22 protein-coding genes are annotated in these 24,440 nt (G+C 46.9%); 13 read left to right on the forward strand and 9 right to left on the reverse strand.

The annotated features are described in order from the left end of the window. The first annotated feature begins 35 nt into the window (after positions 1 to 35). From J0M30_05275 to J0M30_05300, 6 genes are all read left to right on the forward strand, one after another. Complete coding sequence (locus tag J0M30_05275) at positions 36 to 2,921, forward strand: hypothetical protein (protein MBN8666896.1); 2,886 nt, start codon at positions 36 to 38, stop codon at positions 2,919 to 2,921. Between the two features lie 361 nt (positions 2,922 to 3,282). After that, positions 3,283 to 4,038, forward strand: coding sequence for a ribosomal RNA small subunit methyltransferase A (gene rsmA, locus J0M30_05280; GenBank protein MBN8666897.1), 756 nt, complete (start codon positions 3,283 to 3,285; stop codon positions 4,036 to 4,038). A gap of 1 nt (position 4,039) precedes the next feature. Beyond that, a complete protein-coding gene (locus J0M30_05285; GenBank protein MBN8666898.1) occupies positions 4,040 to 4,963 on the forward strand; it encodes a hydroxyacid dehydrogenase in 924 nt (307 codons plus the stop codon). Between the two features lie 77 nt (positions 4,964 to 5,040). Next, positions 5,041 to 5,484, forward strand: a complete 444-nt coding sequence (locus J0M30_05290) for a hypothetical protein (protein ID MBN8666899.1) — start codon at positions 5,041 to 5,043, stop codon at positions 5,482 to 5,484. Between the two features lie 319 nt (positions 5,485 to 5,803). Further along, on the forward strand, positions 5,804 to 6,277 hold the full coding sequence (gene greA, locus J0M30_05295) for a transcription elongation factor GreA (protein MBN8666900.1): 474 nt from the start codon (positions 5,804 to 5,806) through the stop codon (positions 6,275 to 6,277). Positions 6,278 to 6,457: 180 nt separating this feature from the next. After that, positions 6,458 to 6,847: an HIT family protein gene (locus J0M30_05300; protein ID MBN8666901.1), complete on the forward strand. Its 390-nt coding sequence runs from the start codon at positions 6,458 to 6,460 to the stop codon at positions 6,845 to 6,847. Positions 6,848 to 6,861: 14 nt separating this feature from the next. Here the strand turns inward: J0M30_05300 and ruvC are convergent, their stop codons facing one another. Further along, the gene (gene ruvC, locus J0M30_05305) at positions 6,862 to 7,452 is read right to left on the reverse strand and encodes a crossover junction endodeoxyribonuclease RuvC (GenBank protein ID MBN8666902.1); all 591 of its coding nucleotides are present in this window, start codon (positions 7,450 to 7,452) and stop codon (positions 6,862 to 6,864) included. A gap of 83 nt (positions 7,453 to 7,535) precedes the next feature. On the opposite strand from ruvC, the gene J0M30_05310 reads away from it, so the two are divergent. Together J0M30_05310 and J0M30_05315 are read left to right on the forward strand one after the other, a co-directional pair. Further along, the gene (locus tag J0M30_05310) at positions 7,536 to 8,489 is read left to right on the forward strand and encodes a flippase-like domain-containing protein (GenBank protein MBN8666903.1); all 954 of its coding nucleotides are present in this window, start codon (positions 7,536 to 7,538) and stop codon (positions 8,487 to 8,489) included. A gap of 5 nt (positions 8,490 to 8,494) precedes the next feature. Next, entirely contained in the window at positions 8,495 to 9,295 is an 801-nt protein-coding gene (locus J0M30_05315; protein ID MBN8666904.1) for a DUF3108 domain-containing protein, read from the forward strand. 31 nt (positions 9,296 to 9,326) lie between these two features. On the opposite strand, the gene J0M30_05320 is transcribed toward J0M30_05315, so the two are convergent. The 5 genes from J0M30_05320 to J0M30_05340 all read right to left on the reverse strand — a co-directional run bounded on the left by J0M30_05320 (position 9,327) and on the right by J0M30_05340 (position 13,554). After that, positions 9,327 to 10,172, reverse strand: coding sequence for an MBL fold metallo-hydrolase (locus J0M30_05320; GenBank protein MBN8666905.1), 846 nt, complete (start codon positions 10,170 to 10,172; stop codon positions 9,327 to 9,329). Positions 10,173 to 10,181: 9 nt separating this feature from the next. Then, the gene (locus J0M30_05325; GenBank protein ID MBN8666906.1) at positions 10,182 to 11,480 is read right to left on the reverse strand and encodes an MFS transporter; all 1,299 of its coding nucleotides are present in this window, start codon (positions 11,478 to 11,480) and stop codon (positions 10,182 to 10,184) included. Positions 11,481 to 11,531: 51 nt separating this feature from the next. After that, positions 11,532 to 12,317 (reverse strand): undecaprenyl-diphosphate phosphatase, encoded by a 786-nt coding sequence (locus tag J0M30_05330; protein MBN8666907.1) that lies wholly within the window; start codon positions 12,315 to 12,317, stop codon positions 11,532 to 11,534. Positions 12,318 to 12,332: 15 nt separating this feature from the next. Next, a complete protein-coding gene (locus tag J0M30_05335) occupies positions 12,333 to 12,584 on the reverse strand; it encodes a DUF3098 domain-containing protein (protein ID MBN8666908.1) in 252 nt (83 codons plus the stop codon). Between the two features lie 94 nt (positions 12,585 to 12,678). After that, positions 12,679 to 13,554, reverse strand: a complete 876-nt coding sequence (locus J0M30_05340; protein ID MBN8666909.1) for a hypothetical protein — start codon at positions 13,552 to 13,554, stop codon at positions 12,679 to 12,681. Positions 13,555 to 13,802: 248 nt separating this feature from the next. On the opposite strand from J0M30_05340, the gene J0M30_05345 reads away from it, so the two are divergent. Next, entirely contained in the window at positions 13,803 to 16,607 is a 2,805-nt protein-coding gene (locus J0M30_05345) for a leucine--tRNA ligase (protein ID MBN8666910.1), read from the forward strand. Between the two features lie 60 nt (positions 16,608 to 16,667). Here J0M30_05345 and J0M30_05350 read toward each other — a convergent pair whose 3' ends face one another. Further along, positions 16,668 to 17,165 (reverse strand): SET domain-containing protein, encoded by a 498-nt coding sequence (locus J0M30_05350; protein ID MBN8666911.1) that lies wholly within the window; start codon positions 17,163 to 17,165, stop codon positions 16,668 to 16,670. A 141-nt stretch (positions 17,166 to 17,306) separates the two neighbouring features. On the opposite strand from J0M30_05350, the gene J0M30_05355 reads away from it, so the two are divergent. After that, on the forward strand, positions 17,307 to 18,518 hold the full coding sequence (locus J0M30_05355) for a helix-turn-helix transcriptional regulator (GenBank protein MBN8666912.1): 1,212 nt from the start codon (positions 17,307 to 17,309) through the stop codon (positions 18,516 to 18,518). A 6-nt stretch (positions 18,519 to 18,524) separates the two neighbouring features. On the opposite strand, the gene J0M30_05360 is transcribed toward J0M30_05355, so the two are convergent. Then, positions 18,525 to 19,556, reverse strand: a complete 1,032-nt coding sequence (locus J0M30_05360) for a hypothetical protein (GenBank protein MBN8666913.1) — start codon at positions 19,554 to 19,556, stop codon at positions 18,525 to 18,527. Positions 19,557 to 19,667: 111 nt separating this feature from the next. Here J0M30_05360 and J0M30_05365 point away from each other — a divergent pair, with 111 nt between their 5' ends. Next, entirely contained in the window at positions 19,668 to 20,519 is an 852-nt protein-coding gene (locus J0M30_05365) for an endonuclease/exonuclease/phosphatase family protein (protein ID MBN8666914.1), read from the forward strand. Positions 20,520 to 20,600: 81 nt separating this feature from the next. Next, on the forward strand, positions 20,601 to 21,629 hold the full coding sequence (gene ruvB / locus J0M30_05370) for a Holliday junction branch migration DNA helicase RuvB (protein ID MBN8666915.1): 1,029 nt from the start codon (positions 20,601 to 20,603) through the stop codon (positions 21,627 to 21,629). Positions 21,630 to 21,721: 92 nt separating this feature from the next. Here ruvB and J0M30_05375 read toward each other — a convergent pair whose 3' ends face one another. Then, entirely contained in the window at positions 21,722 to 22,423 is a 702-nt protein-coding gene (locus J0M30_05375; protein ID MBN8666916.1) for a response regulator transcription factor, read from the reverse strand. Positions 22,424 to 22,765: 342 nt separating this feature from the next. On the opposite strand from J0M30_05375, the gene J0M30_05380 reads away from it, so the two are divergent. Continuing rightward, positions 22,766 to 24,316 (forward strand): DUF853 family protein, encoded by a 1,551-nt coding sequence (locus tag J0M30_05380; protein MBN8666917.1) that lies wholly within the window; start codon positions 22,766 to 22,768, stop codon positions 24,314 to 24,316. The last annotated feature ends 124 nt before the right edge of the window (positions 24,317 to 24,440 follow it).

Consider the following 24,440-nt stretch of genomic DNA (forward strand, 5'->3'; position numbering starts at 1 on the left):
AATTCAGTTAAATCCAATAAGAAAAACCACTACCGATGAGAAAGAACCATCTCTTAGCAGGGCTCACCATCCTGTGCCTGTTTGCTATTACATTTTTTATCTACCAAAGCCAAACCAACCGAAACGTCCTTCATTCCGAAGCTGAAGAGGAGCGGGAAGAAGGTGCCGAAATTGAATTATTTAGTGGCGCTGACCGTCAGTTATTGATGTGGGTTAACGGCAGGGCTGATATGGACGGCTCAAGCCTCACGGGCAAGTACATGCGCGCCTGGCAGCAGTATCTCCAATTAAAAAACAAGAATGTTGATTATCGCGGTGGCCGAGTTGGCGCCGCCAACTGGACCTCTCTGGGGGATGTATCCACCATTGGGGGTCGTGTATTAAGTATTGCTGTGGATAAGACCAACAGCAATAACCTTTGGGCGGGTTCCGCCAGCGGAGGAATTTGGAAATCCACTAATGCGGGAAGCAGTTGGACCAGTGTTGAAACAGGATATCCCACTTTAGGTGTATCCTCCATCATTGTTCACCCCACTGACAACGATACCCTCTTTGCCGGTACAGGTGAGGTTTACCGGGTTGATACGTCCAATATCGGATTCAATGTGTGGAAGGCCCGTGGTACCTATGGTATCGGCATCCTGCGTAGTGTGGATGGTGGTACTACCTGGAACCAGGTTTTAGTGAGAACATCGGACCTGATGTTTGGTGTTCAAATGATGGCCTTTGACCCTTCAAACAGCCAACGGATCTATGCCTGTGCCACAGATGGCCTTTACCGTTCCAATGACGGTGGTACTACCTGGTCAAATATCCTTAGCAAGATCTATGTTTCAGATATTGCCATCAACCCTTCCAACCCTGATCAGATCGTGGTGGGAGTAGGGAACATGGTCAATACAGATAAAGGGGTCTATCGCACCACCAACGGAACTGCAGGTAGTCCGACTTTTACCAAAGTAACCAGTGGTCTTCCAACCTCCTGGTCTGGGTATATCCGGTTAGATAATGTAGGTTCCGGAGTCCTCTATGCACAGGTGGCAGGTACCTCGGGTAACGAGTTATTCTTATCCACTGACTTTGGTGCCAACTGGAACAGTAAGTCCGGTTCTGCTCACGTGGATTTCCAATACTGGTTTTCACACGACCTGGCCATCAATCCTTCCAATACCAACCAGATCTTAATGGCGGGTGTGGATTTTTACCGTTATACTTCTACCAATAATACCACAGGTGGTTCTATTACCACTACCATTTCATCCGGTAGCAGTCCTGTTCACTCCGATATTCATGATATTGAATTTGACCCCAACAACAGCAATACCATTTATGTGGCTTGTGATGGTGGTATGTATAAAAGTACCAATGGTGGAACCAACTGGAGCGCGATCAATACAGGGCTACGTGCCACACAATTCTATGCTTCATTCGGTGTACATCCTACCAGTGCCAACGTAATGATCGGTGGGTTGCAGGATAATGGGGTGGTTCGCTATAATGGTACTTCCTGGACAAGTGTATTTGGTGGAGATGGTGGGCCTTGTGCCATTGCCCCTAATGGTACTACGGTACTGGCCTCCAATGATGCCCGTCGGGTTCGCCGATCCACAGGAGGTGTTACAGGAACCTTTAACAACTCATTAGCCGCATGGGCCTTTACAGCTGACGATCGTACTGCGTTCATGGCACCGGTCGCCATTAGTAAATCCAACGGAAACTTTATGTATGTGGCTTCTGACAATATCCACCGTTCTACTAATGGAGGTGGTACATGGAGCAATACGGCTACCAGTTCGACAGCCTATATCGAACAGCAGCGAAAGACCGCTATTACAATAGCAGTATCCCCCACCAATGAGAACAAGATCTATGTATCGACTTCCAATATTGCCCAAAATACTACCAATGACTTTTTGTGGGTGAATGGACAACCCAACGTATTTAAAAGCACCACTCCTGCCACAACGCCGTATACAAGCATCAAAGGCACATTGCCCAACCGATTTGTGAATGATTTTGCCATTAGTGCGGTGAATGATGACAGCGTATACGTAGCCATAGGCGGATTTGGCACCACCCACATTTACCTGACACCCGACGGTGGCGCCACCTGGCAAGCCAGAGGAACCGGTTTGCCGGATGTACCCTTTAATGCTGTATTGATCGATCCCACCAATCCAAGTGTGATCTATGCCGGTTGTGATTTTGGTGTATATGTAAGTCCAGACCGTGGTGCAACCTGGACAGACTACAACAATGGTTTCTGGGATGCCACACAGATATTCGATCTGCAAGTAGATGCCAATAACAAACTCATTGGTGTTACCCATGGAAAGGGCATTTTCCGGAGTGACCTCTATAGCGGCACCCTGCCCGTTAACATCACCTCCTTCTCCGGTGTTCACCAGAGCGGCCTCAATAAGCTGACCTGGATCACAGAGAGCGAAAGGAATATCCGTCAGTATGAACTGGAAAGAAGCCTGAATGGTGTTGATTTCACCACCATTGCTACGCTTGCTCCGCACAATCAGCAAGGAACTTATACCTATAATCATACAGACGCGGTCAACAGCAACACAACAGCTGTTTACTATTATCGCCTGAAATCCGTAGACCTTGATGGAGCCCTCACTTATTCGCGTGTGGTGGCCCTGCAGGTAAATGGAAAGAAAGCTTTTAGCGTATTGAGTAATCCGTTTGGTGATCAGATAAGCATAGGCATGAACCTGCCTGCAGCTTCTTCCGTCACCATGAACCTGTACGACAATAAAGGAAGTCTGGTCCGCAAGAAGATATTCTCCGGCGCAACCGGTCCCAATACATTTATTTTAGACAATGTGGCTGTATTACCCAAAGGAACTTATGTGGTCGAAGCCCTTGTCAACCGTCAACGATATACACAGCAAGTGCTGAAAAAATAACTGAACTCGGTAGCTGGTTATTACTTGCAGGCTGAGCCTGCCGCCCCTCTTCATTCTTGTTGAGGGGCTTTTTTTTGGGTGTTGGATGTTGGATGTTGGATGTTGGATGACGGATGACGGATGCCAGATGACGGATGACAGATGACGGAGGGTGGCTATGCGAGACCTCTGGTCTCGCACTTCTAGAAAGCCGCTTCTGGCGGCAGCAATTGTTTATTAATAAAAAAAAGAGAAAGTTGTTGTTCGAGTCGCCAGAGGCGACAAGAGAATAGTGCGAGACCAGAGGTCTCGCACAGCCACCCTCCGTCATCTGTCATCCGTCATCTGTCATCCAACATCCAACATCCTCTATCTTTGCCCCATGTACACCCTCAAAAAATCCCTTGGCCAGCACTTTTTGAAAGATGAGAACATCTGTCGAAAGATCGTGCAGGAACTTCGGGAAAGACCGTTTACCCAGTTGCTGGAGGTAGGGCCCGGAGGGGGGGCGTTGACCAAGTACCTGATCGAGATTCCGGATATTGCCTTCAGGGCGGTGGAGTTAGACCGGGAGAAAGTCGACTATTTATTAATGACCTATCCTTCGCTGAAGGATCGGATCCTGGAAGGGAGTATTTTGGATATACCGGCGCCTTTCTCCGGGAATTTTACTGTAGTCGGCAATTTCCCCTATAACATCTCCACCCAGATCCTCTTTCGTATATTGGAATGGAGGGAGCAGGTGGAAGCGGTGATCGGGATGTTTCAGAAGGAAGTAGCCCTTCGTGTGGCGGCCAAAGAGGGAAGCAAAGTGTATGGTGTAACAAGTGTATTGGTACAAGCCTTTTATAAAGTAGAATACCTCTTTGACGTACATGAGAATTGTTTTCAGCCTCCCCCCAAGGTTAAAAGCGCGGTGATACGGCTTTCGCCACTGGAAAATCCGCCGGTCATCGCCTCCCCGGATCGATTGTTCAGGCTGGTGAAGTCGGCCTTTAACCAGCGCCGGAAGACCCTGCGCAACGCGACGAGGGATTGTTTTGTCAATGAAATACTGGACCTCCCGATCTTTGATCGGCGGGCTGAGCAACTATCGGTAGCAGAATTTGCCGAGCTGACATTTAAAATGAAACAGTAGGATGAGAAAAGTGATCATTACGGCCCCGGCACATGAATACCTGATGACCCGTTTGAAAGAACAGGGTTTTGAACCGGTTTATGTTCCGGATATTGAGTACGAGGCACTGGAAACTTTAATTCCAGAAGCAGAAGGGATCGTAGTAACCACACGGGTCCGTATCGATCAACCTTTATTGGCCAAAGCCATCCAACTCAAATGGATCGGCCGCCTGGGTAGCGGGATGGAGATCATTGATACCGCCTATGCCGAAAGCAAAGGAATTCTTTGTGTCAGTTCCCCCGAAGGAAACCGTCTGGCCGTAGCCGAGCATGTGCTGGGGATGATCCTGAACCTGATGAACAATATTTGTTTGTCGCATCAGCAGGTACGTGAGGGCAAATGGATACGTTCCGCCAATCGGGGTACTGAATTAAGTGGCAAAACCATCGGCATCATTGGGTATGGGAATACCGGGAGTAGTCTCGCGGCACTGCTGGCCCCTTTTGAGGTCACGGTATTAGCCTATGACAAATACAAATCGGGTTTTGCCAAAGGATATATTAAAGAAGCCAGCCTGGAACAGGTAGCGCGGTATGCGGAAGTAATTAGTTTCCATGTGCCCCTAACCGAAGAAACCTTCCACATGGCCAATACCTCCTTTTTCCAATCCCTGAAGAACAAACCCTGGTTCTTTAATGCCGCCCGGGGCAAAGTAGTCGATAATACCGCTTTGATCCAGGCCCTTAAGGAAGGCTGGATCGCAGGGGCCGGACTGGACGTATTGGAAAATGAAAAATTGGAAACCTATTCCGCGGAAGAACAAGTGCAACTGCATTGGTTGTTGCACCACCCACAGGTACTCGTTACCCCCCATATTGCAGGCTATTCCAATGAGGCTTTCTATAAAATGGCCAGGGTATTGCTGGAAAAATTGGGTCTTTGATCAGCGTTTCGTTAATTAGGATTTCCTTATGACCAGATGCGATTTTACGCTATTAATTTAGCCCAAATACATCTGCTATGAAAAGAAATCTACTCCTCTTACTTCTTTTCTCTACACTGTTCATTTCCTGCCGCAGGCAGGTCGAAGACCGCCTTTTTGGCCAGTGGAAACTGGATCAATCTTTCCGGCGCGATTTCCTGGACCGGGACTATTTTACCACCGGGTATGAAGATGGCGTTTTCACCTTCAATGAAAGTGGTACCGCCAGCTATACCAGTGCTACCGATACCCTGACCGGTTATTGGGAAGCTGATTTTTACAACCGGGGATATTATGACGGGAATGGAAACTGGCAAAACCAGCGACAGAAATACCTGCGGATCTACCTCGTCAATTTTCAGGCGAATCAGGTCTTTAACCTGAACCTGGATGAGTTTAACTTTCGAAATAACTGGAACTGTATTCGGGGTATCCAATATTCATATGGTCGGGATAGGATATATGAGTTTGTAAGACTTTGATTTTTTTTCACCGCAGAGAACAGGAGAACGCTGACTTACGCAGAGATTTTGAGTGAACTTCATAAATTATTGACTATTATTATTTGATGTGCAAATAATTTTCCAACTATCTATAAATCAATTATCTATAGATTAGTCTATACTCCAAAATTTCTCTGCGTAACTCAGCATTCTCTTGTTCTCTGCGGTGAATCTCCATTTTGTTCCCGGCGGTAAAAAATCCCGGGTTTTCCCGAAAATTCTATATTTGCAATTATAGCAACGCTTCAGACCCTCTGAGGCGTTGTTATTTTTTTCTGTTTAATAAAAACCTTGAACCATGAGTGGGTTGAATTATGTAACCAAGGAGACCTTTGAGCAAATGAAACTGGACCTCCAGCGGATGAAGGCGGTAGACCGCCCTGCTGCCTCCAGGGCCATTGCCGAGGCAAAAGAAAAGGGTGACCTGAAGGAAAATGCAGAGTATGATGCAGCCAAAGAGGCCCAGGGATTACTGGAAGCCAAGATCGCCCAAATGGAAGGGGTAATGGCTAATACACGGATCATTGACGAAGGCAGCATTGATACCAGTAAGGTCTCGATCCTGACCAAAGTGGGACTGACCAATCTGAATACAAAAAAGACAGTGACCTATCAGATCGTTTCTGAAAATGAAGCCGACCTGAAACTGGGTAAGATCTCCGTGACTTCCCCCATAGGTAAAGGATTGTTGGGTAAAAAAGTCGGCGAGGTGGCTGAAGTGCAGGCGCCTGCCGGGACGATCAAGTTTAAGATTGAGAATATTTCGGTGTGAGGCGTGAGACGTGAGACGTGAGACGTGAGACGTGAGACGTGAGACGTGAGACGTGATGTTCGCGGCATTAAAATTAAACTTTTTTAAGTATATTAAATTTTCCTGACTCACGACCCACGCCTGACGTCTCACGATTCACGTCTCACGTCTTACACATACCCAAACTACCATACCACTACCATGACCCTCTTTTCCAAAATAATCGCCGGCGAAATTCCTTCCTACAAAATTGCGGAGAATGATAAGTTCTTTGCGTTTCTGGATATTTTTCCATTGCGGGAAGGGCATGTGTTGGTGGTGCCTAAAGTTGAAACAGATAAGTTTTTTGATCTGGAGAAAGATTATTTACAAGAGATCCTTGTTTTTGCTCAGCCTATTGTTAAAGCAATGGAGAAGGTCTTCGATTGCAACCGGGTGGGCATTTCTGTTATTGGGTTGGAGGTGCCGCATGCGCACCTGCATCTTATTCCGATCAATTCGGCCAACGACCTCAATTTTGTACAGGAGAAAATAAAGATGACGCCGGAGGAACTCTCCGCGGTACGTGACCGGATATTGGCGCAACTGTAAGGGCGCCAGGAATATCATTTGGCTATTTTCTGCGGGTTTTTTGAAACAAATTCTTTCCAATCATTTTTCTTCCCTTTGTTTTTTACGGGGATGGCTGATTTTTTCTTTTCAGGCAGGGCCCGGTGCCGTTGCAGGTGATGACATAGCGCTACAGCTAACGCATCGGTGGCATCAAAGTGTTTTGGTTTTTTTTCAATCAGAAAGATCGTTTGCAGCATTTTCCATACCTGTTCCTTGCTTGCATTTCCGTTTCCAGTAACCGATTGCTTTACTTTTTTGGGTGAGTATTCGGTTACCGGAATATTGGTTTGCATGGCCGCGGCGATCGCTACACCCTGGGCTCTTCCCAGTTTGAGCATGCTTTGTACATTCTTACCGAAAAAAGGGGCTTCAATGGCAAATTCCCCTGGTTTGTATTTGATGATGAGTCCGCAAACGGTCTCGTGAATAAGCTGAAGCCGCTTATAAATATCCTTTTGAGCCCCCGGTTTCAGGGCGCCCATCTCTAAAATGGTGACTTTTTGCCCCGAAACGGCGATCACTCCATATCCCATGACGACGGTACCGGGGTCGATCCCGAGTATTATTTTTTCAGGCTTTTGCAAGGGGCTTGTATTTTTACCGATAGATGAGGCTGAACAAAAATATCAAATTCTTTCTCAAATATGTTTTGGGGCCTCTCTTATTCATCTGGTTATCCTGGTCCATTTATCGCGAGATACGACAACAGCCTAACCTGGCCCTTTCCTGGCAACAGATCAAAGCATCCCTGAATAGCCCGGAAATTGGCAAATTGATCGCCGTTATTGGATTGATGGTACTTAACTGGTCGATCGAAACAAGAAAATGGCAATTGGCGGTGCGCCAGGTACAAAAGATCTCCTTTTGGCAGGGATTCAAGGCCATACTTACCGGGGTCTCTTTTTCGGTAACCACACCCAACCGTACAGGTGAATACCTGGGGCGGGTCCTGTATATGGACGAAGGAAACCGGCTGCGAACCATTTCCCTTACCATTCTGTGCAGTATGAGTCAATTGCTCGTTACCCTGTTTGCCGGTATCATTGGTCTTCTTTTTCTATGGAACCGAATTCTGCGTGCAGAGCCCATCAGTGGATGGTCATCCATTGGCCTTCAGGTATTGCTTTTCGGGTCTGTTCTGGCATTCATTATTTTAACACTTTTTTATTTTCGGGTATCCCTGTTCGCGCGTTGGATAGACAGGTTGTCGCGGAAGGAAAAATTCGCTTTTCTGTTGATTGAGCTGGGGGCTTTGAATGCAACTATCCTCTGGCGATTATTGTCATTATCTACCATACGGTTTGGGGTATTCATCTTGCAATACTTCCTGCTGTTTAGTTTCTTTGGCGTGGAGGTTGGATTTGTGGAGACCCTCTGGTCCACCAGTTTGGTATTTTTGATCCTGGCCATCATACCCGGATTTGCCCTGGCAGACCTGGGAATACGGGGGGAGGTGAACCTGAAGGTTTTGGGCTTATTCAGTTCAAATGCCATAGGTATCGGGTTCACAGCCGTCATAGTATGGTTCATCAATTTAATAATACCCGCATTGGCTGGTAGTTTATTAATTTTAGGCATTAAATTCTTTGGCAAACGCCCATCAAAACAAGAAGGCACATGAATGGAATGAAGTTCATCATATTTGCGGGGATCAGTTTTTTCCTCTTTTCCTTTAAAAGCCATCAGCCCAGCAATGACAGTAATTGCGGGATGAAAAATAACGCTTTCAAATCCGGGGAGGAAGTAACATTTACAGTGTACTATGCAGTGGCCGGGTTATACGTAAATGCAGGTACAGCTATTTTCAGCGCCAACCTCGAAACCCTCAATAACCGGCCTGTATATCATATCATAGGAGATGGCAAGACAAACAGTTCCTATGACTGGGTGTATAAGGTGCGGGACAAATACGAGTCCTATATTGATACCGCCACCCTACAGCCGCTGAAGTTCATCCGGAATGTAAACGAGGGCGGGTTCAAGAAATACGAGAACATCAGCTTCAACCGCAATGCGAATACCGCCATCACAACCGAAGGTGTGTTCAAAGTGCCCGACTGTGTACAGGATGTGCTGAGTGCTGTCTATTATGCGCGAAGCATTGACTTCAATAAATTTAAGGTGAATGATAAGATCACCTTCCCTATGTTCCTCGATAACCAGGTCTACAGCATGTATATCCGTTACCTCGGTAAAGAAGAAGTAAAGACCAAATACGGAAAATTCAGGGCCATCAAATTCAAACCCCTTTTATTGGAAGGCACTATTTTCAAAGGCGGTGAGAGCATGACCGTTTGGGTCAGTGATGACGAGAACCATATTCCTCTCCGGATCGAAAGTCCGATCGTTGTGGGAAAAGTGAAGATCGATATGATGGGGTATAAAAACCTGCGGCATCCGTTGACTTCGTTGGTAAGACGTAAGTAAAAGCGTTACACGAATCAATATGATTCGTGTATTAAATGTCTGCTACCCGAAAAAAGTCCTTCGGTCTGATCCCTTTTTCTGTCTGCTCCACCGTGCAACATTCCTGAGCTGCGTCGTGCTCAAAACACAGGATGTAATCATTTTCCACCGCTTCTTTCAGAAAGCTCTTTTTTTCATTCAGTGTTGTCAATGGAAACATATCATAGGCCATGACATACGGAATGGGAATATGGCCATGCGAGGGGAGGAGATCGGCCATATACACCAGTTTGCGGCCCTTGTAACTGACCACGGGTAACATCATGGCATCGGTATGGCCATAGACAAATTTTATGGAAATGTTCGCTGTAAACGGTGTATCTCCCTGTGCTGCTTTTTCTATGAATTTCAATTGCCCACTTTCCTGGATCGGAAGAATATTTTCCTTCAGAAAGGAGGCTTTCTCCCGGTCATTGGGTTGAACCGCCCACTCCCAATGATCTTTATTGCTCCAGAAAGTAGCTTTTGGAAAGACGGGCACCAGTTTATCTCCTTGCCGGACAATAGACCCCCCACAGTGATCAAAATGCAGATGGGTAAGAAAGACATCCGTAATGTCCGACGCATGATAACCTACCCGTTGAAGTGACTTTTCCAGGGTGTCTTCCCCGTGTAAATAGTAATGACGAAAGAATTTCTCTTCCTGTTTATCCCCGATACCATTGTCAACCAGGATAAGCCGTTCGCCATCTTCAATAAGAAGACAGCGCAAGGCCCAGGTGCACATATTGTTTTCGTCTGCAGGGTTGATCTTGTTCCACATGCTCTTTGGCACCACGCCAAACATGGCACCCCCGTCGAGTTTGAAGAGCCCGGTTTCTATTGAATAGAGTTTCATGGATGCAAGTTAGACAAATGATTTTTTACGGCTTCTGGCGGCAGTGAGTAACAACCAGAAAAGTCCCAGGGCAAAGAACACGATCAGGGCCAGAATGGAATTGCGCATACCTCCGTTGTGTTCGGTCAATCCTTCAATAAATCCAAAACTAAACAAGCCAATCACAATGGCCAGCTTCTCGGTGATATCATAAAAGCTGAAGAAGGAAGCGGTGTCCTTTGTTTCAGGCATAAGTTTGGAATAAGTGGACCGGCTCAGGGATTGAGTACCCCCCATAACCAATCCGACAAGTGAGGCAAGGATATAAAAATGAAATTCGGTTTGGATAAAATATCCGGCGATACAAACGCCGATCCAAAGGATAACAGCAAGGATCAATACTTTCAGGTTTCCCCATTTGGCTGAAAGACGGGCCATCCCCATGGCACCGGCAATGGCAACCAATTGAATGATGACCGCTGTGATGATGAGTTTGGAATCTTCCAGTTTAAGTTCTTTTATGCCAAAGTCGATCGCTACCAGCATTACGGTTTGCACCCCCATGCTATAGAAGAAAAACGAGGTCAGGAAACGTTTCAGGGCAGGCATATGACGTAACTGGTTCCATACCAGTTTGAGCTCATGAAATCCATTGACAAGGATATGCTTCCGGGCCTTTCGCTCCTGTAAGGGAGGTGCCGGAAGCCGGGAGAACGTGAGTTGTGCGAAACCGATCCACCAAAGTCCTACCAGCAGGAAAGTAAGTTGAAGGGGGAGTTTTTTATCCGATTCCGGCATAAAAAGTACCAGGGCAAAACCGATCATCTGCATGATCACACTGCCAATATAACCCATGGTATAGCCTTTGGCGGAAATGCGGTCCATATCCTTTTCGGCAGCGATATCGGGGAGATAGGAATTGTAAAATACCTGGCTTCCATAGAATCCGATTCCGGCGATCATAAAACAAACCAGCCCCAGCGTCACATGGTCCCCATCAAAAAAGAACAACAAGGAACAGCTAAGGGCACCCAGGTAACAGAAGAACCGCATGAACTGTTTTTTATTGCCTTTATAGTCGGCAATGGAAGAAAGGATCGGGGACATCAGTACCACGAGCAGGAAGCCAAATGACAACACATAATCTTTGAGCTCGGTGTTGACGAAATTCCGCCCCAGAAAAGGGATCCCATTGGGAAAATTCTCTTTGGAGGTTATGGCAGCATAATAGGCAGGGAAAAAGGTTGTGGTGATCACCAGGTTGTAAACGGAATTCGCCCAGTCATACATAGCCCAGGCGTTTACTACTTTTTTAGGAGCCGTCTGCATCGTTAGGTTGGTTTGACACAATTTAAGCAATTTGAGCAATTTGAGAATTGCCTACTTCGGGATCACACCGGCAATGATCAAAATGATCAAGGCCAGTCCAACAATGATGCGGTAATACCCGAAAAGCCTGAAACCATGTTTTTGTAAAAAGCCAATAAAAAATTTAATGGCCAGGATGGCTACGATAAAAGCCACGGCATTGCCAATGGCGAGGAGTTTGATATGTTCGCTGGTAAACGATTCGTATCCTTTTAACAGCTTGTACCCGGTGGCGGCCGCCATGGTTGGTACGGCCAGGAAAAAGGAGAATTCGGCGGCGAGTTTGCGGGTCAATCCCTGCTGCATGCCCCCAATGATCGAGGCCGCACTTCGGCTTACCCCGGGTATCATGGCCAGGCATTGCCAGATGCCGATCAGAAATCCTTTTTTAAAGGTGATTTGCTCTTCCTCGTGGATGACGGGGTTTTTGAAATAATCATCGATCACGAGGAGGACTACACCACCCAGGAGAAGGGTAACAGCTACGGTGGTTGAGCTTTCAAGTAGTGAATCGATCTTGTCACTGAAGATAGCGCCCAGGATCAGGGCCGGGATAACAGCGATGACCAACTTCAGGTAGAATTGCCATTTTCGGAAATCAACAAATTTCTTCCAGTAAAGAACCAGCACTGCCAGGATGGCCCCTAACTGAATGGCAACAGTGAATAGCTTGGTAAAATCACTATCTGGAACACCAAGGATCTTTTCGGCAATGATCATGTGGCCCGTGGAGGATACAGGCAAAAATTCGGTGATGCCCTCCACGATGGCGATGATAACGGCTTCCAGAATACTCATGGGAGATACAGGTTATTATTCCGCCTGTTTGGGTTTGCGGAAGATGGCGATCACTTCAATGGCCAGCCCGATCAGGATGATAATGGGCGCAATTGTGACCCGGGTGGAACTATATACTTGTTCTGCATCAAATTTACCCGGATCGCTTTTTCCACCTTTCATAAGAAAGAATCCGATCACCATTACAACAACCCCGGTCAGCATCAGCAGATAATTCTGTTTGCCAAATAAAGGGGCCATTCCGGTATCTTGTTTTTTAGCGCTCATATTCGTTTGGTTAGGGGACTAAGGTACTATTTTCATTGGAAACTAATAGCTAACAGAAAATAGCTTTTAGCAGTTAGTTGTTAGCTTTTAGTGTTTAATACAGGTCATCCAGTTTCATCCTCAGATACTTGGTAATACTCCGGAATGTGCTCAATACCGAAATGCCAATTCCGGTCAGGATGAGGATGATATAGAGAAGGGTCAGTTTGCCGTTGTCGCGCAACAGCCGAAGATCGGGGACCATCCATTCAAAAAGGTAAATGAGCCCGATGATGGCGCCGATGGCGATAAGAGCGGCAATGGTACCATTGATCACAGCCTGGATATTCATGGGTTTGGAGATAAAACTCCGGGTAGCCCCCACCATTTGCATGGTTTTGATCAGGAAACGGTTGCTGTACATGGCCAGACGAATGGTATTATCGATCAGGATGATGGAGAGAATGGCAAAAAGGGAGGACAAGATGATCAATCCGATCAAGATCAGTTTCATGGCCGGTCCCATTTTTTCTACCAGCGCAGCAGGGTATTCCACGCTTTGTACCAGGAGCAGGTTTTTGGATAACTCGTTTTTCAGGTTGATCAGACTGTCCTTGTTGACATATTCGCTGGACACATTGAACTCGATAGAAGCAGGAAGAGGGTTCTCGTCTATCAGCTTATTGAAATCATCCCCACCATCATTCATCCATTGCTTTTTGGCTGTTTCCTTGTCAATATAGGCTACGTTGCGGGTAAAGGACCTCGATTTCAATTGGGCCACCATCGAATCGATATCTGCCTGACGGGCGTTATTTTGCAGGAGGACCGCGATCCGGATTTCCTCTTTAAGATGCTTCATATAACGGCTTCCACTCAGGAAAAGCCAGCCAAAAATACCGATCAGGAAGAGTACGATCGCCACGCCAATGATCGCCATGAAATAGGAGGGTTTGCCACGCTTGAGAGATGATTTACCTATTTGGGACATGCTTTTGGGATTTTGGTAGTTTTTTGACCACAGAGGCCCGGAGACACAGAGAAGTTTGATTATCCATCTGGGATTAATATTTAACAATCAATAATTAATAATCCCTTAGTCTCAGTGTCTCCGTGGTTATATTACACTTTCAATAGAGGCAAAAATAACGGATTTGAGGGTCAATTCGTAAATTTGCACCTCTCAAAACCCCTTTTAAACTTTCTTTTAGCATCACCCTAATAACCCCGCAGCGAAGCATGGAGTACAATTTCAGAAGCATTGAGAAAAAATGGCAGCAGACATGGAAGGAATCGGGGGTGTACAAGGTCTCCAATGAATCTTCCAAACCCAAGTTCTATGTATTGGATATGTTCCCTTATCCCAGTGGGGCGGGACTACATGTCGGCCATCCCCTCGGGTATATCGCCAGTGATATCTTTGCCCGTTTCAAAAGACTAAAAGGGTATAATGTCCTTCACCCAATGGGGTATGATGCCTTTGGACTTCCCGCCGAGCAATATGCCATCGATCATGGGGTACATCCTGCTGTCAGTACCGAAGCAAATATTGCCAATTTCAGACAACAGTTGGATAATATCGGGTTTTGCTTCGACTGGGACCGGGAAGTACGTACCTGTGAACCTTCCTATTACAAGTGGACCCAATGGATATTTCTTGAACTTTTTCATGCCTATTTTGACCAAACAGACCAAAAGGCCAAGCCCATCTCCTTTCTGGAAGAAGAGTTTGAAAAATTTGGTTCTTCCTCCGTCAACGGGAAACGTTCCCCTGTGTCCTTTTCCGCTCAGGAATGGAAAGGCTATAATGAAAAGACCCGGATGGATATCCTGATGAACTTCCGACTGGCCTATTGTGGTTATGGGGAGGTGAACTGGTGCGAGGCCCTGGGTACGGTTTTGGCGAATGACGAAGTAGTGAATGGGGTGAGTGAGCGTGGTGGGCATCCGGTGGTAAAAAAGAAATTAAGACAATGGTATCTCCGGATCACCGAATATGCCGACCGACTGTTGGAAGGATTGGAGCGGATCGACTTTAGTGATGCCATGAAGGAAATGCAAAGCAACTGGATCGGGAAAAGCAGTGGAGCGGAGATACAATTTGATATTGAAACCCCCGCTGGCGAAAAACTACCCCTTGTGGTTTATACCACCCGACCGGATACCATTTTCGGCGTGGATTTCATGGTGGTGGCTCCCGAGTTGGAGCTGGTGGATAAGATCACCACCCCCGACCAGAAAAAACAGGTGGATGAATATTTGGCCTATGTAAAAAGCCGAAGCGAACGTGAGCGGATGGCCGAAAAGAAGATCACCGGGGTATTTACCGGGGCCTATGCCCTCAATCCCTTTGATGGCCGAAAGATCCCGGTATGGGCCAGTGAATATGTATTGGCAGGATATGGCACCGGAGCCATTATGGCTGTACCCTGTGGCGACCAACGCGATTTCTTATTTGCCAAACATTTTAATATCCCTATTACCAATATCATTGGCGAACACTATAATGGGGAGGAGGCTAATCCGACCAAAGAAGCGAAATTGGAAAATTCCGGTTTCCTGAATGGGTTGCCTATGCGGGAGGCCCTGGAGAAAGTGATCGGGGAAGTAGAAAAGAAAGGGATCGGCCGCCGCAAAGTGAATTTCAAAATGAGGGATGCTGCGTTTAGCCGCCAACGCTATTGGGGCGAACCCTTTCCCATACGCTGGATCGATGGTACAGCCTACCCATTACCCGCTGATCAGTTGCCTTTATTGCTTCCCGAAGTAGATAAATACAGCCCTGGACCTGAAGGCGAAGGACCCCTCTCAAACATTCCGGAGTGGACTGCCTTGCAATTGGAAACGAATACGATGCCCGGCTACGCCGGTTCTTCCTGGTACTTTCTGCGGTATATGGATCCCCATAATGAAAACGAATTCTGTTCCCGAAAGGCGTCTGATTACTGGGGACAGGTAGACCTGTATATAGGAGGAACCGAACATGCCGTGGGTCATTTGCTGTATAGCCGTATGTGGACCAAGGTACTTTATGACCTCGGCCATATTGGACATGATGAACCCTACAAAAAGCTGGTGAACCAGGGAATGATACAGGGAAGCAGCCGGTTTGTGTACAGGGTTAGAGGGACCAATCAATTCGTTTCAGCCGGGTTAAAAGATCAATATGAAACGGATACGCTTCATGTGGATGTGAACATGGTAGATGGATTTGAACTGAATATTGATGCCTTCCGAAAATGGCGTAATGGGGAATACAAGGATGCTGAATTGATTGGAGAAGATGGAACCATTTCATCCCCCCTCTCCAAGAATGAAGAGGGGCCGGGGGTGAGATACCTCTGCGGCGCGGAAGTGGAGAAGATGTCCAAATCAAAATTCAACACCGTTAACCCCGATGACCTCGTACAACGCTATGGAGCCGATACCTTCCGGATGTATGAAATGTTCCTGGGCCCGGTAGAGATCAGTAAACCCTGGGATACCAAGGGAATTGAAGGGGTACACCGGTTTTTGAAAAAGTTCTGGCGTCTTTTTGCCACCGAGGAGAAAGGCTGGATCGTGAACGAGCAGGCACCTACCGATGCCGAGCTAAAGGTGTTGCATAAAACCATCAGGAAAATCGGCGATGATACCGAACGGTTTAGTTTCAATACCGCGGTGAGCGCTTTTATGATCGCGACAAATGAACTTGCCGATCTGGATTGCCATAAAAAAGCGATTCTTGAACCCCTGGTCATACTGCTTACTCCCTATGCCCCCCATATCTGTGAAGAGATCTGGCATCAATTGGGAAATACCGGTACCGTTCTGGATGCCTCCTTCCCGGTTTTTGAGGAGAAATATGTAAAAGAATCCACCAAAGACTACCCTATTGCCATCAATGGGAAGACCCGTACCGAAATGACCCTTGCCCTCGATGCTACACCACAAGAGGTCGAAGCCCTGGTGCTGGCCAATGAAGTGGTTCAAAAATGGCTGGAAGGCAAGGCGCCTAAGAAAGTGATTTTTGTAAAAGGGAAGATGGTGAATGTAGTGGTGTAAGTCGAGAAACGTGAGACGTCAGTCGTGAGCGGTAAATGTTCAAAACTCACGATTCACGTCTCACGCTTTCCCCGCCAACATCTCGGCAATAAAATCAGTCACCTTATACCGCTTCAATACCTCCTCCGAAAGCGATGCGGCCCCATTGATCATACCCAAACAACCCGGTTGATTACACATGCATTGGAAAGGTTGTGCCATGTCCCATTCGGTAGAAGGGTAGAAAAAGGTAAACTCATCACCCGGCTGTATGGGCTGAAGGGCCGTCAACTCCATGGTGGTAGTATTGAAAAATACATTGGGGTTGCAACTGTGATTGATATACTGCAAATATTGTGGTAATAGCGTAATGTGTTTTTTGATGCCCACCTGTACTGTGAGATAGGAGGGTTTACGGGAAACAAAGGAAGCACCAAAGGGACTCACCAGATCTCCCGGCTGAAATTCTTTTAAGGCGTGTAATGATTTGTTTCCGGTGGCCGTGGATTCGATGACTTCGCAAAATTCATTGGAAAAAACGGAACGGAACGGGTGGGGGTTCGATGCAGGATTGAGCATAAAGATGGGTTAGTAGTATTTATAAATGAATTTATATAGAATAAAGCGGTGTAAAAAAATATTTTATTCCCATTTTCAAAATATTAAACTAACTATCGTTATTCTATTGCCAATAACTATATTCATTCATATAACTGTTTCATGCGATTTGAATATAATTTCTATTCTTCCTTTTTACTGGTCTTCTTTATCCATGGTCTGGTTTATGCGGGTATGGTATGGGTAAAGGGGTTACGCCGGGAGAACCCCTCCGATCTATGGCTGGCCTTCTTCCTCTTATTGGGGCAGCTCTATATATTACCCTGGATGGTGGGTTTTGCCGGGTGGTATGATAACCAGCCTTACCGGGACCTGCTCTTTTATGTACCCTTTCAGCATTTGTACTTATTAGGACCCGTAGTTTATTTCTATGTGCAAAGCCTGCTTAACCCCGGGTTTGTGTTTAGCCGGAAAAAACTCCTCCATTTTCTCCCGGCCGCCCTGTACCTTTTATACTGTCTGGTTGTATTTATTACCGACAAGCTTGTCCTTCATAGGTATTATTTTCTGTACAATGAGGCTGACCCTGATTTTGATACCTGGTACCAGGTTACGGGCTTTCTGTCCATGTTCTTCTATTTTGGACTTTCCTACCGGTATTATCGCGTGTACAGGAGGCTGATCGTTCAGGTGGTCAGCTATGCGGATACCTTGCATTTCTTTTGGATCAAGCGTTTCCTGATGGCCTTTCTCCTTATCCTTCTGGTCAGGGCTCTTTTTTATATACTTGACCTGGTATGGGGATATTGGTACACCGACACCTGGTGGTATTATCTGGCTTTTGCATTGATTGTTTATTATATCGCCATTACGGGGTATTCCAACTCAATGGTATCCCGGATCGCCTTTCGGTTCAAATTTTTCCAGGAAAAAAAGGTCTATCTGCTATCCGGGGCAGGTAAACAATTGGAGGACCTGGAAGAAATTGAAATAAGCGAACCTGACCAGGAAACCAGCACCGCTGCGAAAGAAGCTAATAGCCAATGGATGGAAAAAGTGAGAGAGGCCATGGAAAATGGAAAGGCCTATACGGACCCGGAACTGACCCTGACCCAACTTGCGAAGCAACTGGGCACCAATTCTTCGCTCTTGTCAAAAGTGATCAACCAGGGGTATAAATCCTCCTTTAATGATATGGTGAACGCTTACCGCGTAGCGGCCATGAAAGAAAAGCTGGTTCAAAAAGAACATCATCGGCAGACCTTATTGGCCATCGCTTTTGAATGCGGGTTCAATTCAAAAGCTACTTTCAATCGCGCCTTTCAACGACATACGGGCCAATCGCCGCGTGACTTTGCAAAAGACCTTGAATAGGCTCCTTTATTTTTGACCCGCCAAAGGAGTTGCGGGCTTTACCAGTTTTATAGCCGCACTGGTTTGTTCGGTACTTGAAAGCATGGCCTCATACCGGCGGTTATTCACCAGCGCGATCATGTAGGAAGTATTGGGGGGTATCTCTCCCAGGTTTTCGGCCACCATAACAAGATCATTGGTTTCTTTCAGGTCGGCCACAGCGATCCGGATCGTATGGGCAACGGCCGATAAACGAATATGTTCAAATACCAACCGGTCATTCAGGAACAGGGAGATGGAATCGCCATCGATCTGGGCATTGTCGTAGAATTTTAGCTCAATACTATCACCCGTCACTGGTATCTCCAGGCTGTATTCCTTTTTTCGTTGGAAATATTTGTCTTCTATGGTTACTATTGGTTGAGGTTTAGGCGCTGTTTTAACCACCACTGGTTCTGGTTTTTTCTCCGGCAGGGTTTCAGTGATTACTGGCGGAGGTACGGGCGACCGTTGAGGTTCCGGCATGGGTGCAGGAGGTGCTTTTGCAATGGAAGCAATGCTGTCAATGATCCAGGGATCATTGGCCCCAATGGTATAATTATCGATCACATAATCCCATTCATCAAAAAAGGAAGCGGAGGACGTTTTATTCAAATGAACATCTCCCCGGTCCTTGTCCGGTTCATCCCGTTCTACCACTTTACCATCTAATTTCATGATGCCTTCTCCGGGACAATTGAAATCAGCCCTGGCCAGATTGGGGGTTTGCCCAGGTCTTAAGGAAAGACCCCGGCCCGTTTTTTCTTCTATCAATTGGTCATCCCACCACACGGTTTCATTGGTGGAAGCATCAAAAAAACCTTTGATGGCATATCGGCGGTATTGCGTAGGGGAGGTGTAATAGTAGGAAGTACCGGTGAGGCTGTCACCTTGTTGGATGATCTTGATTTCAACCTGCTGACGGTTGATCTTTCCCTTCCATACGCCAGTTATCATTTGGGCATATACAGGATATAGTCCGGTCAGCAGTGTAAGCAGGGTCAATAGTGTTTTTTTCATTCGGTCGTTTTACGATCGGGGACAGGTAGAAACGTCCCTGGGAACGGATTATTTTTTAATGAAATGCCAAAAATGGTGCCACTGGCCCCCGGGGCTTACTACCTTTAGGACATGAAAAAGATCATCCTTTCCAACCTGTTCATCCTCTTTGGATTGGGGGTTTCCCTGGCCCAAACGGAATTGAACTTCATGACGTTTAATATTCGGCTCAATGTGGCGTCCGACAGCCTGAATGCCTGGCCGTACCGGAAAGACCTGGTTGCTTCCCAGGTGCTTTTTCATGAAACTCATATCCTGGGCGTCCAGGAGGCTTTGCATGGACAGATGACAGACCTCCAGGAAAGGCTGCCCGGTTTCAGGTATATCGGGGTGGGTAGGGATGATGGAAAAGAAAAAGGCGAATATTCCGCCATTTTTTATGATACTACCCGCTTGCAGGTAATTAAGAGTGGCACCTTCTGGCTTTCACAAACACCCGAGATACCCGGGAGTAAGAGTTGGGATGCGGCCATAACACGGATCGTTAGCTGGGCGAAGTTCAAAGACCGCAAAACCAAAAAGACATTTTTTGTTTTCAATACTCATTTTGACCATATCGGAAAACAGGCGCGTGCTGAAAGTGCAAAATTGATTCTTGAAAAAGTGAAAGCGCTCAGCGAAAAACTGCCCGTGATCGTAATGGGTGATTTTAACTCAAAACCCAATGACCTGCCTATACAAACCCTGACAGATATTGGAAACCCTGACAGGCTATATGATACAAAACTCCTTTCCGAAACGCCTCACTACGGACCGGCGGGTACCTTCACTGGATTCGGTGCCAAAGAGACCGATGACCAACCGATAGATTTCATTTTTGTAAAAAAGGGAATAAGGGTGCTCAAACACGCGACCCTCTCGCAAACCTGGAAGGGCCGGTTTTCTTCGGATCATTTTCCGGTATGGGCAAAGATCAGGTTATAGGTATGCGACCGACGTGGGAAAAAGACGGTTCATAGGCAATTCGTTATTTTTCCTCCTAAATACTTTAGTTTTACGGTACAGATGCCAAATCCAAACCTCCAAGCTGATAGCGACAATCTGAGTGCCGCGGACAAGGAATTTGAGAATAATATCCGTCCGGCGCAGATCGCTGATTTTTCCGGGCAGGAGCAGGCTATTGATAACCTTCGGATATTTATCAAGGCTGCCAAGCTTAGGGGAGAAGCCCTCGATCATATTCTTTTTCATGGCCCTCCCGGATTGGGCAAGACCACCCTTTCCCGAATCGTGGCGAATGAATTAGGGGTGAATATCAAGGAAACCTCCGGGCCGGTTATTGAAAAACCCGGTGACCTTGCAGGTTTGTTAACCAGTCTTGAACCTCAGGATGTGCTCTTTATTGATGAAATTCATCGGTTGAGCACGGTGGTGGAAGAATACCTCTATTCAGCCATGGAGGATTATCGGATCGATATCATGATCGAATCGGGGCCCAATGCACGGAGTATACAGATCAACCTCCATCCCTTTACCCTGATCGGTGCCACCACAAGGAGCGGATTACTCACGGCACCCTTACTTTCCCGGTTTGCCATTAAATCCAGGCTCGAGTATTATAATGCGGAAACCCTGCAACGGATTGTCAAACGCTCTGCAGGTATTTTGGATGTTGGGATCACTTCCGATGCCTGTGGAGAGATCTCCCGGCGGAGCAGAGGTACGCCCCGTATTGCCAATGGACTCTTGCGTCGTGTACGCGATTTTGCCCAGGTATTGAATGAAGGAAAGATCGACCTGGCCATTACCCAGCATGCGCTGCGGGCGTTGAATGTGGATGAGCATGGACTGGATGATATGGATAACCGCATTCTGCGCACCATCATTGATAAATTCAAAGGAGGGCCGGTGGGGATCACTACCATTGCTACGGCGGTGGGGGAAGAATCAGGCACTCTTGAAGAAGTGTACGAGCCATTCCTGATCCAGGAGGGATTTTTACAACGCACACCCCGCGGGCGGGAGGCAACAGCAAAAGCCTATGAGCATTTGGGGAAGAAGAAAAGGGGAGGGGGGACACTCTTTGAGGAATAGAAAACACAAATTGTTTCGAATAAGCACGAATGCCACGAATTTTTTGATCAATTCGTGGCATTCGTGCTTATTCGTACTAATTCGTGCAATCTCTATGATTCATGGACAACCAGCCTGAAGCCATTTCCATGGATATTCACGATCTCCAACTTTGGATCGTTTCGCAGGTATTTGCGAAGTTTCGCAATGTACACATCCATGCTTCGGCCATTGAAGTAGGTATCCGAACCCCAGATCTTTTTAAGGGCCTGGTCACGGGGTAAAAGGTCATTGATATGATCGGCCAGCATTTTGAGCAGTTCATTCTCCTTGGGAGAGAGCGTCTGTGTGATACCATCATGCGACAATTCGCGCAGTTTGGGGTTGAAATGGTAGGTGGACAGGTCGTACTCTTTATTCTCGTTCTCTTTATTTACCTCCTCATTGCGTTTGAGGATGGCTTTGATCTTGAGTAAAAGCACTTCGCTGTCAAAAGGCTTGGTGATATAGTCATCGGCACCCAGTTTATATCCCTGGATGATGTCTTCTTTCATGGTTTTAGCACTCAGGAAGAACAGGGGGATATCAGGATCTACATCCCGGATTTCCTCTGCCAGGGTAAAGCCGTCCATATTAGGCATCATTACGTCGAGCAGACAGAGATCAAATTTCTCGCGCTGAAAAGCGGCCAGTCCAAGACGGCCATCACGTTCCAGGGTTACGTCATAATCATTCAATTCCAGGTAGTTTTTCAATACGCTGCCTAAGTTCGGATCGTCTTCGCATAACAGGATGCGGGGTTTTTTTCCTTCCATTGTGCTTGTTTTTTATCGGTTGTACAAATAAAAATAAATCATTTGCCATTATCCCCCATGGGGGTCTAATTTTTTGTTAAGAACTAATTTGAGGCGAGAGACGTCAGTCGTGAGGCGTGAGGCGTGAGACGTGAGGCGTGAGGCGTCAGTCGTGAGGCGTCAGGCGTGAGACCGGAAACCGCAAATAGGTGTTAGATCACCGAAATTCGAACATTACACCTCACGTCTCACGTCTCACGCCTCACGTCTCACGTCTCACGCCTCACGTCTCACGTCTCACGTCTCACGCCTCACGTCTCACGACTGACAAGAATTTCCTATCTTTCTCGGCAAACTACACACATGGCTGACCAAAGCAAATTTCTGGAAGCAGTACAGTCTGGATATACCTTCAAAGGGGAGTCTGTAGTCCTGGGAACCGGGATACTTGGAGGGGAGGCGATTCCGGGAGCGACCGTCAAACTGGCCCTAAAGACCCTCAACAGGCATGGATTGATCGCCGGGGCTACTGGTACGGGTAAAACAAAGACCCTGCAGGTGATAACCGAAACACTGAGCGATGCCAGTATTCCCGTGGTTTTAATGGATATCAAAGGTGACCTGAGTGGGATTGCCGCTCCTGGTACTGTAAATGAAAAGATCACCGAACGTAGTCAGAAGATCGGGATTGAATACAAACCCACCGGTTTTCCGGTTGACCTTTTTACCCTCAGTAATGAGAAGGGAGTAAGACTTCGCGCTACCGTAAGTGAATTTGGCCCGGTGCTGCTTTCCAAGATATTGGGGTTGAATGATACCCAGGGAGGATTGGTGGCCATGATCTTCAAGTATTGCGATGATGCCCAACTGCCTTTGCTTGACCTGAAAGATTTTATCAAGGTGCTTCAATTTGTCAGCGATGAAGGCAAAGCGGAATTGGAGAAAACCTATGGAAAGATCTCCACTACTTCTACCGGAACCATACTCCGAAAAGTGATCGAATTGCAACAGCAGGGGGCGGATCTGTTTTTTGGTGAACGGAGTTTTGATGTGGAAGACCTGATGCGCATCAGCGACGATGGCCGGGGAATGGTATCGATCATACGGGTAACAGACCTTCAGGATCGTCCCAAACTCTTTTCCACCTTTATGCTTCAGCTTCTGGCGGAACTCTATGCCAATAGTCCGGAAGAAGGTGACCTGGAAAAACCCAAACTGGTACTCTTTATTGATGAAGCCCACTTGATTTTTCAGGAAGCAAGCGAGGTATTGTTGCAACAGATCGAAACCGTGATCAAGCTGATCCGGTCAAAAGGGATCGGTATATTTTTCTGTACACAGAATCCCATGGATGTACCTCCGGCCGTATTGGCGCAGTTGGGATTGAAAGTACAACATGCACTGCGGGCCTTTACTGCAGCCGATCGCAAAGCCATCAAACAAACGGCAGAGAATTACCCATTATCAGATTTCTACAAAACCGAAGAAGCCCTGACCCAACTCGGGATCGGTGAGGCGCTTATTACCTCCCTGAACGAAAAAGGTATACCTACCCCACTTGTGCATACCTTACTTTGCGCTCCCCGAAGCCGAATGGATATTCTTTCCGATCTGGAGATCGACAATATTGTTGGCAAATCAAAACTGGCAGCTAAGTACAATACCCCCGTTGACAGCCAGAGTGCCTATGAGATTCTCACCGAGAAATTAAAAGCGGCCGAAGAAAGGACCAAGGAACTCGAAGCCGATGAACAACGCGAAAAAGAAGAGAAAAGGCCCGGCCGCACACGCCAGGAAAAAGGCTTTTTTGATGACCCGGTGGTAAAAAGCATGGCGCGTACCGCAGGCAATACCATAGTACGGTCATTGTTAGGTGCTTTGGGGATTGGAGGGAGGAGGAAGAAGCTGTTTTAAGTTGTTGTGAGGGGTGAGGGGTGAGGGGTGAGGCGTGAGGGGTGAGACGTGAGGCGTGAGACGTGAGGGGTGAGACGTGAAAGGTGAAACCTGGGAGGTTTGCGAGGTTTCCTAATTTTGGGGA

Source organism: Chitinophagales bacterium (genome assembly GCA_017303415.1).
Lineage (GTDB): Bacteria > Bacteroidota > Bacteroidia > Chitinophagales > Chitinophagaceae > SpSt-398.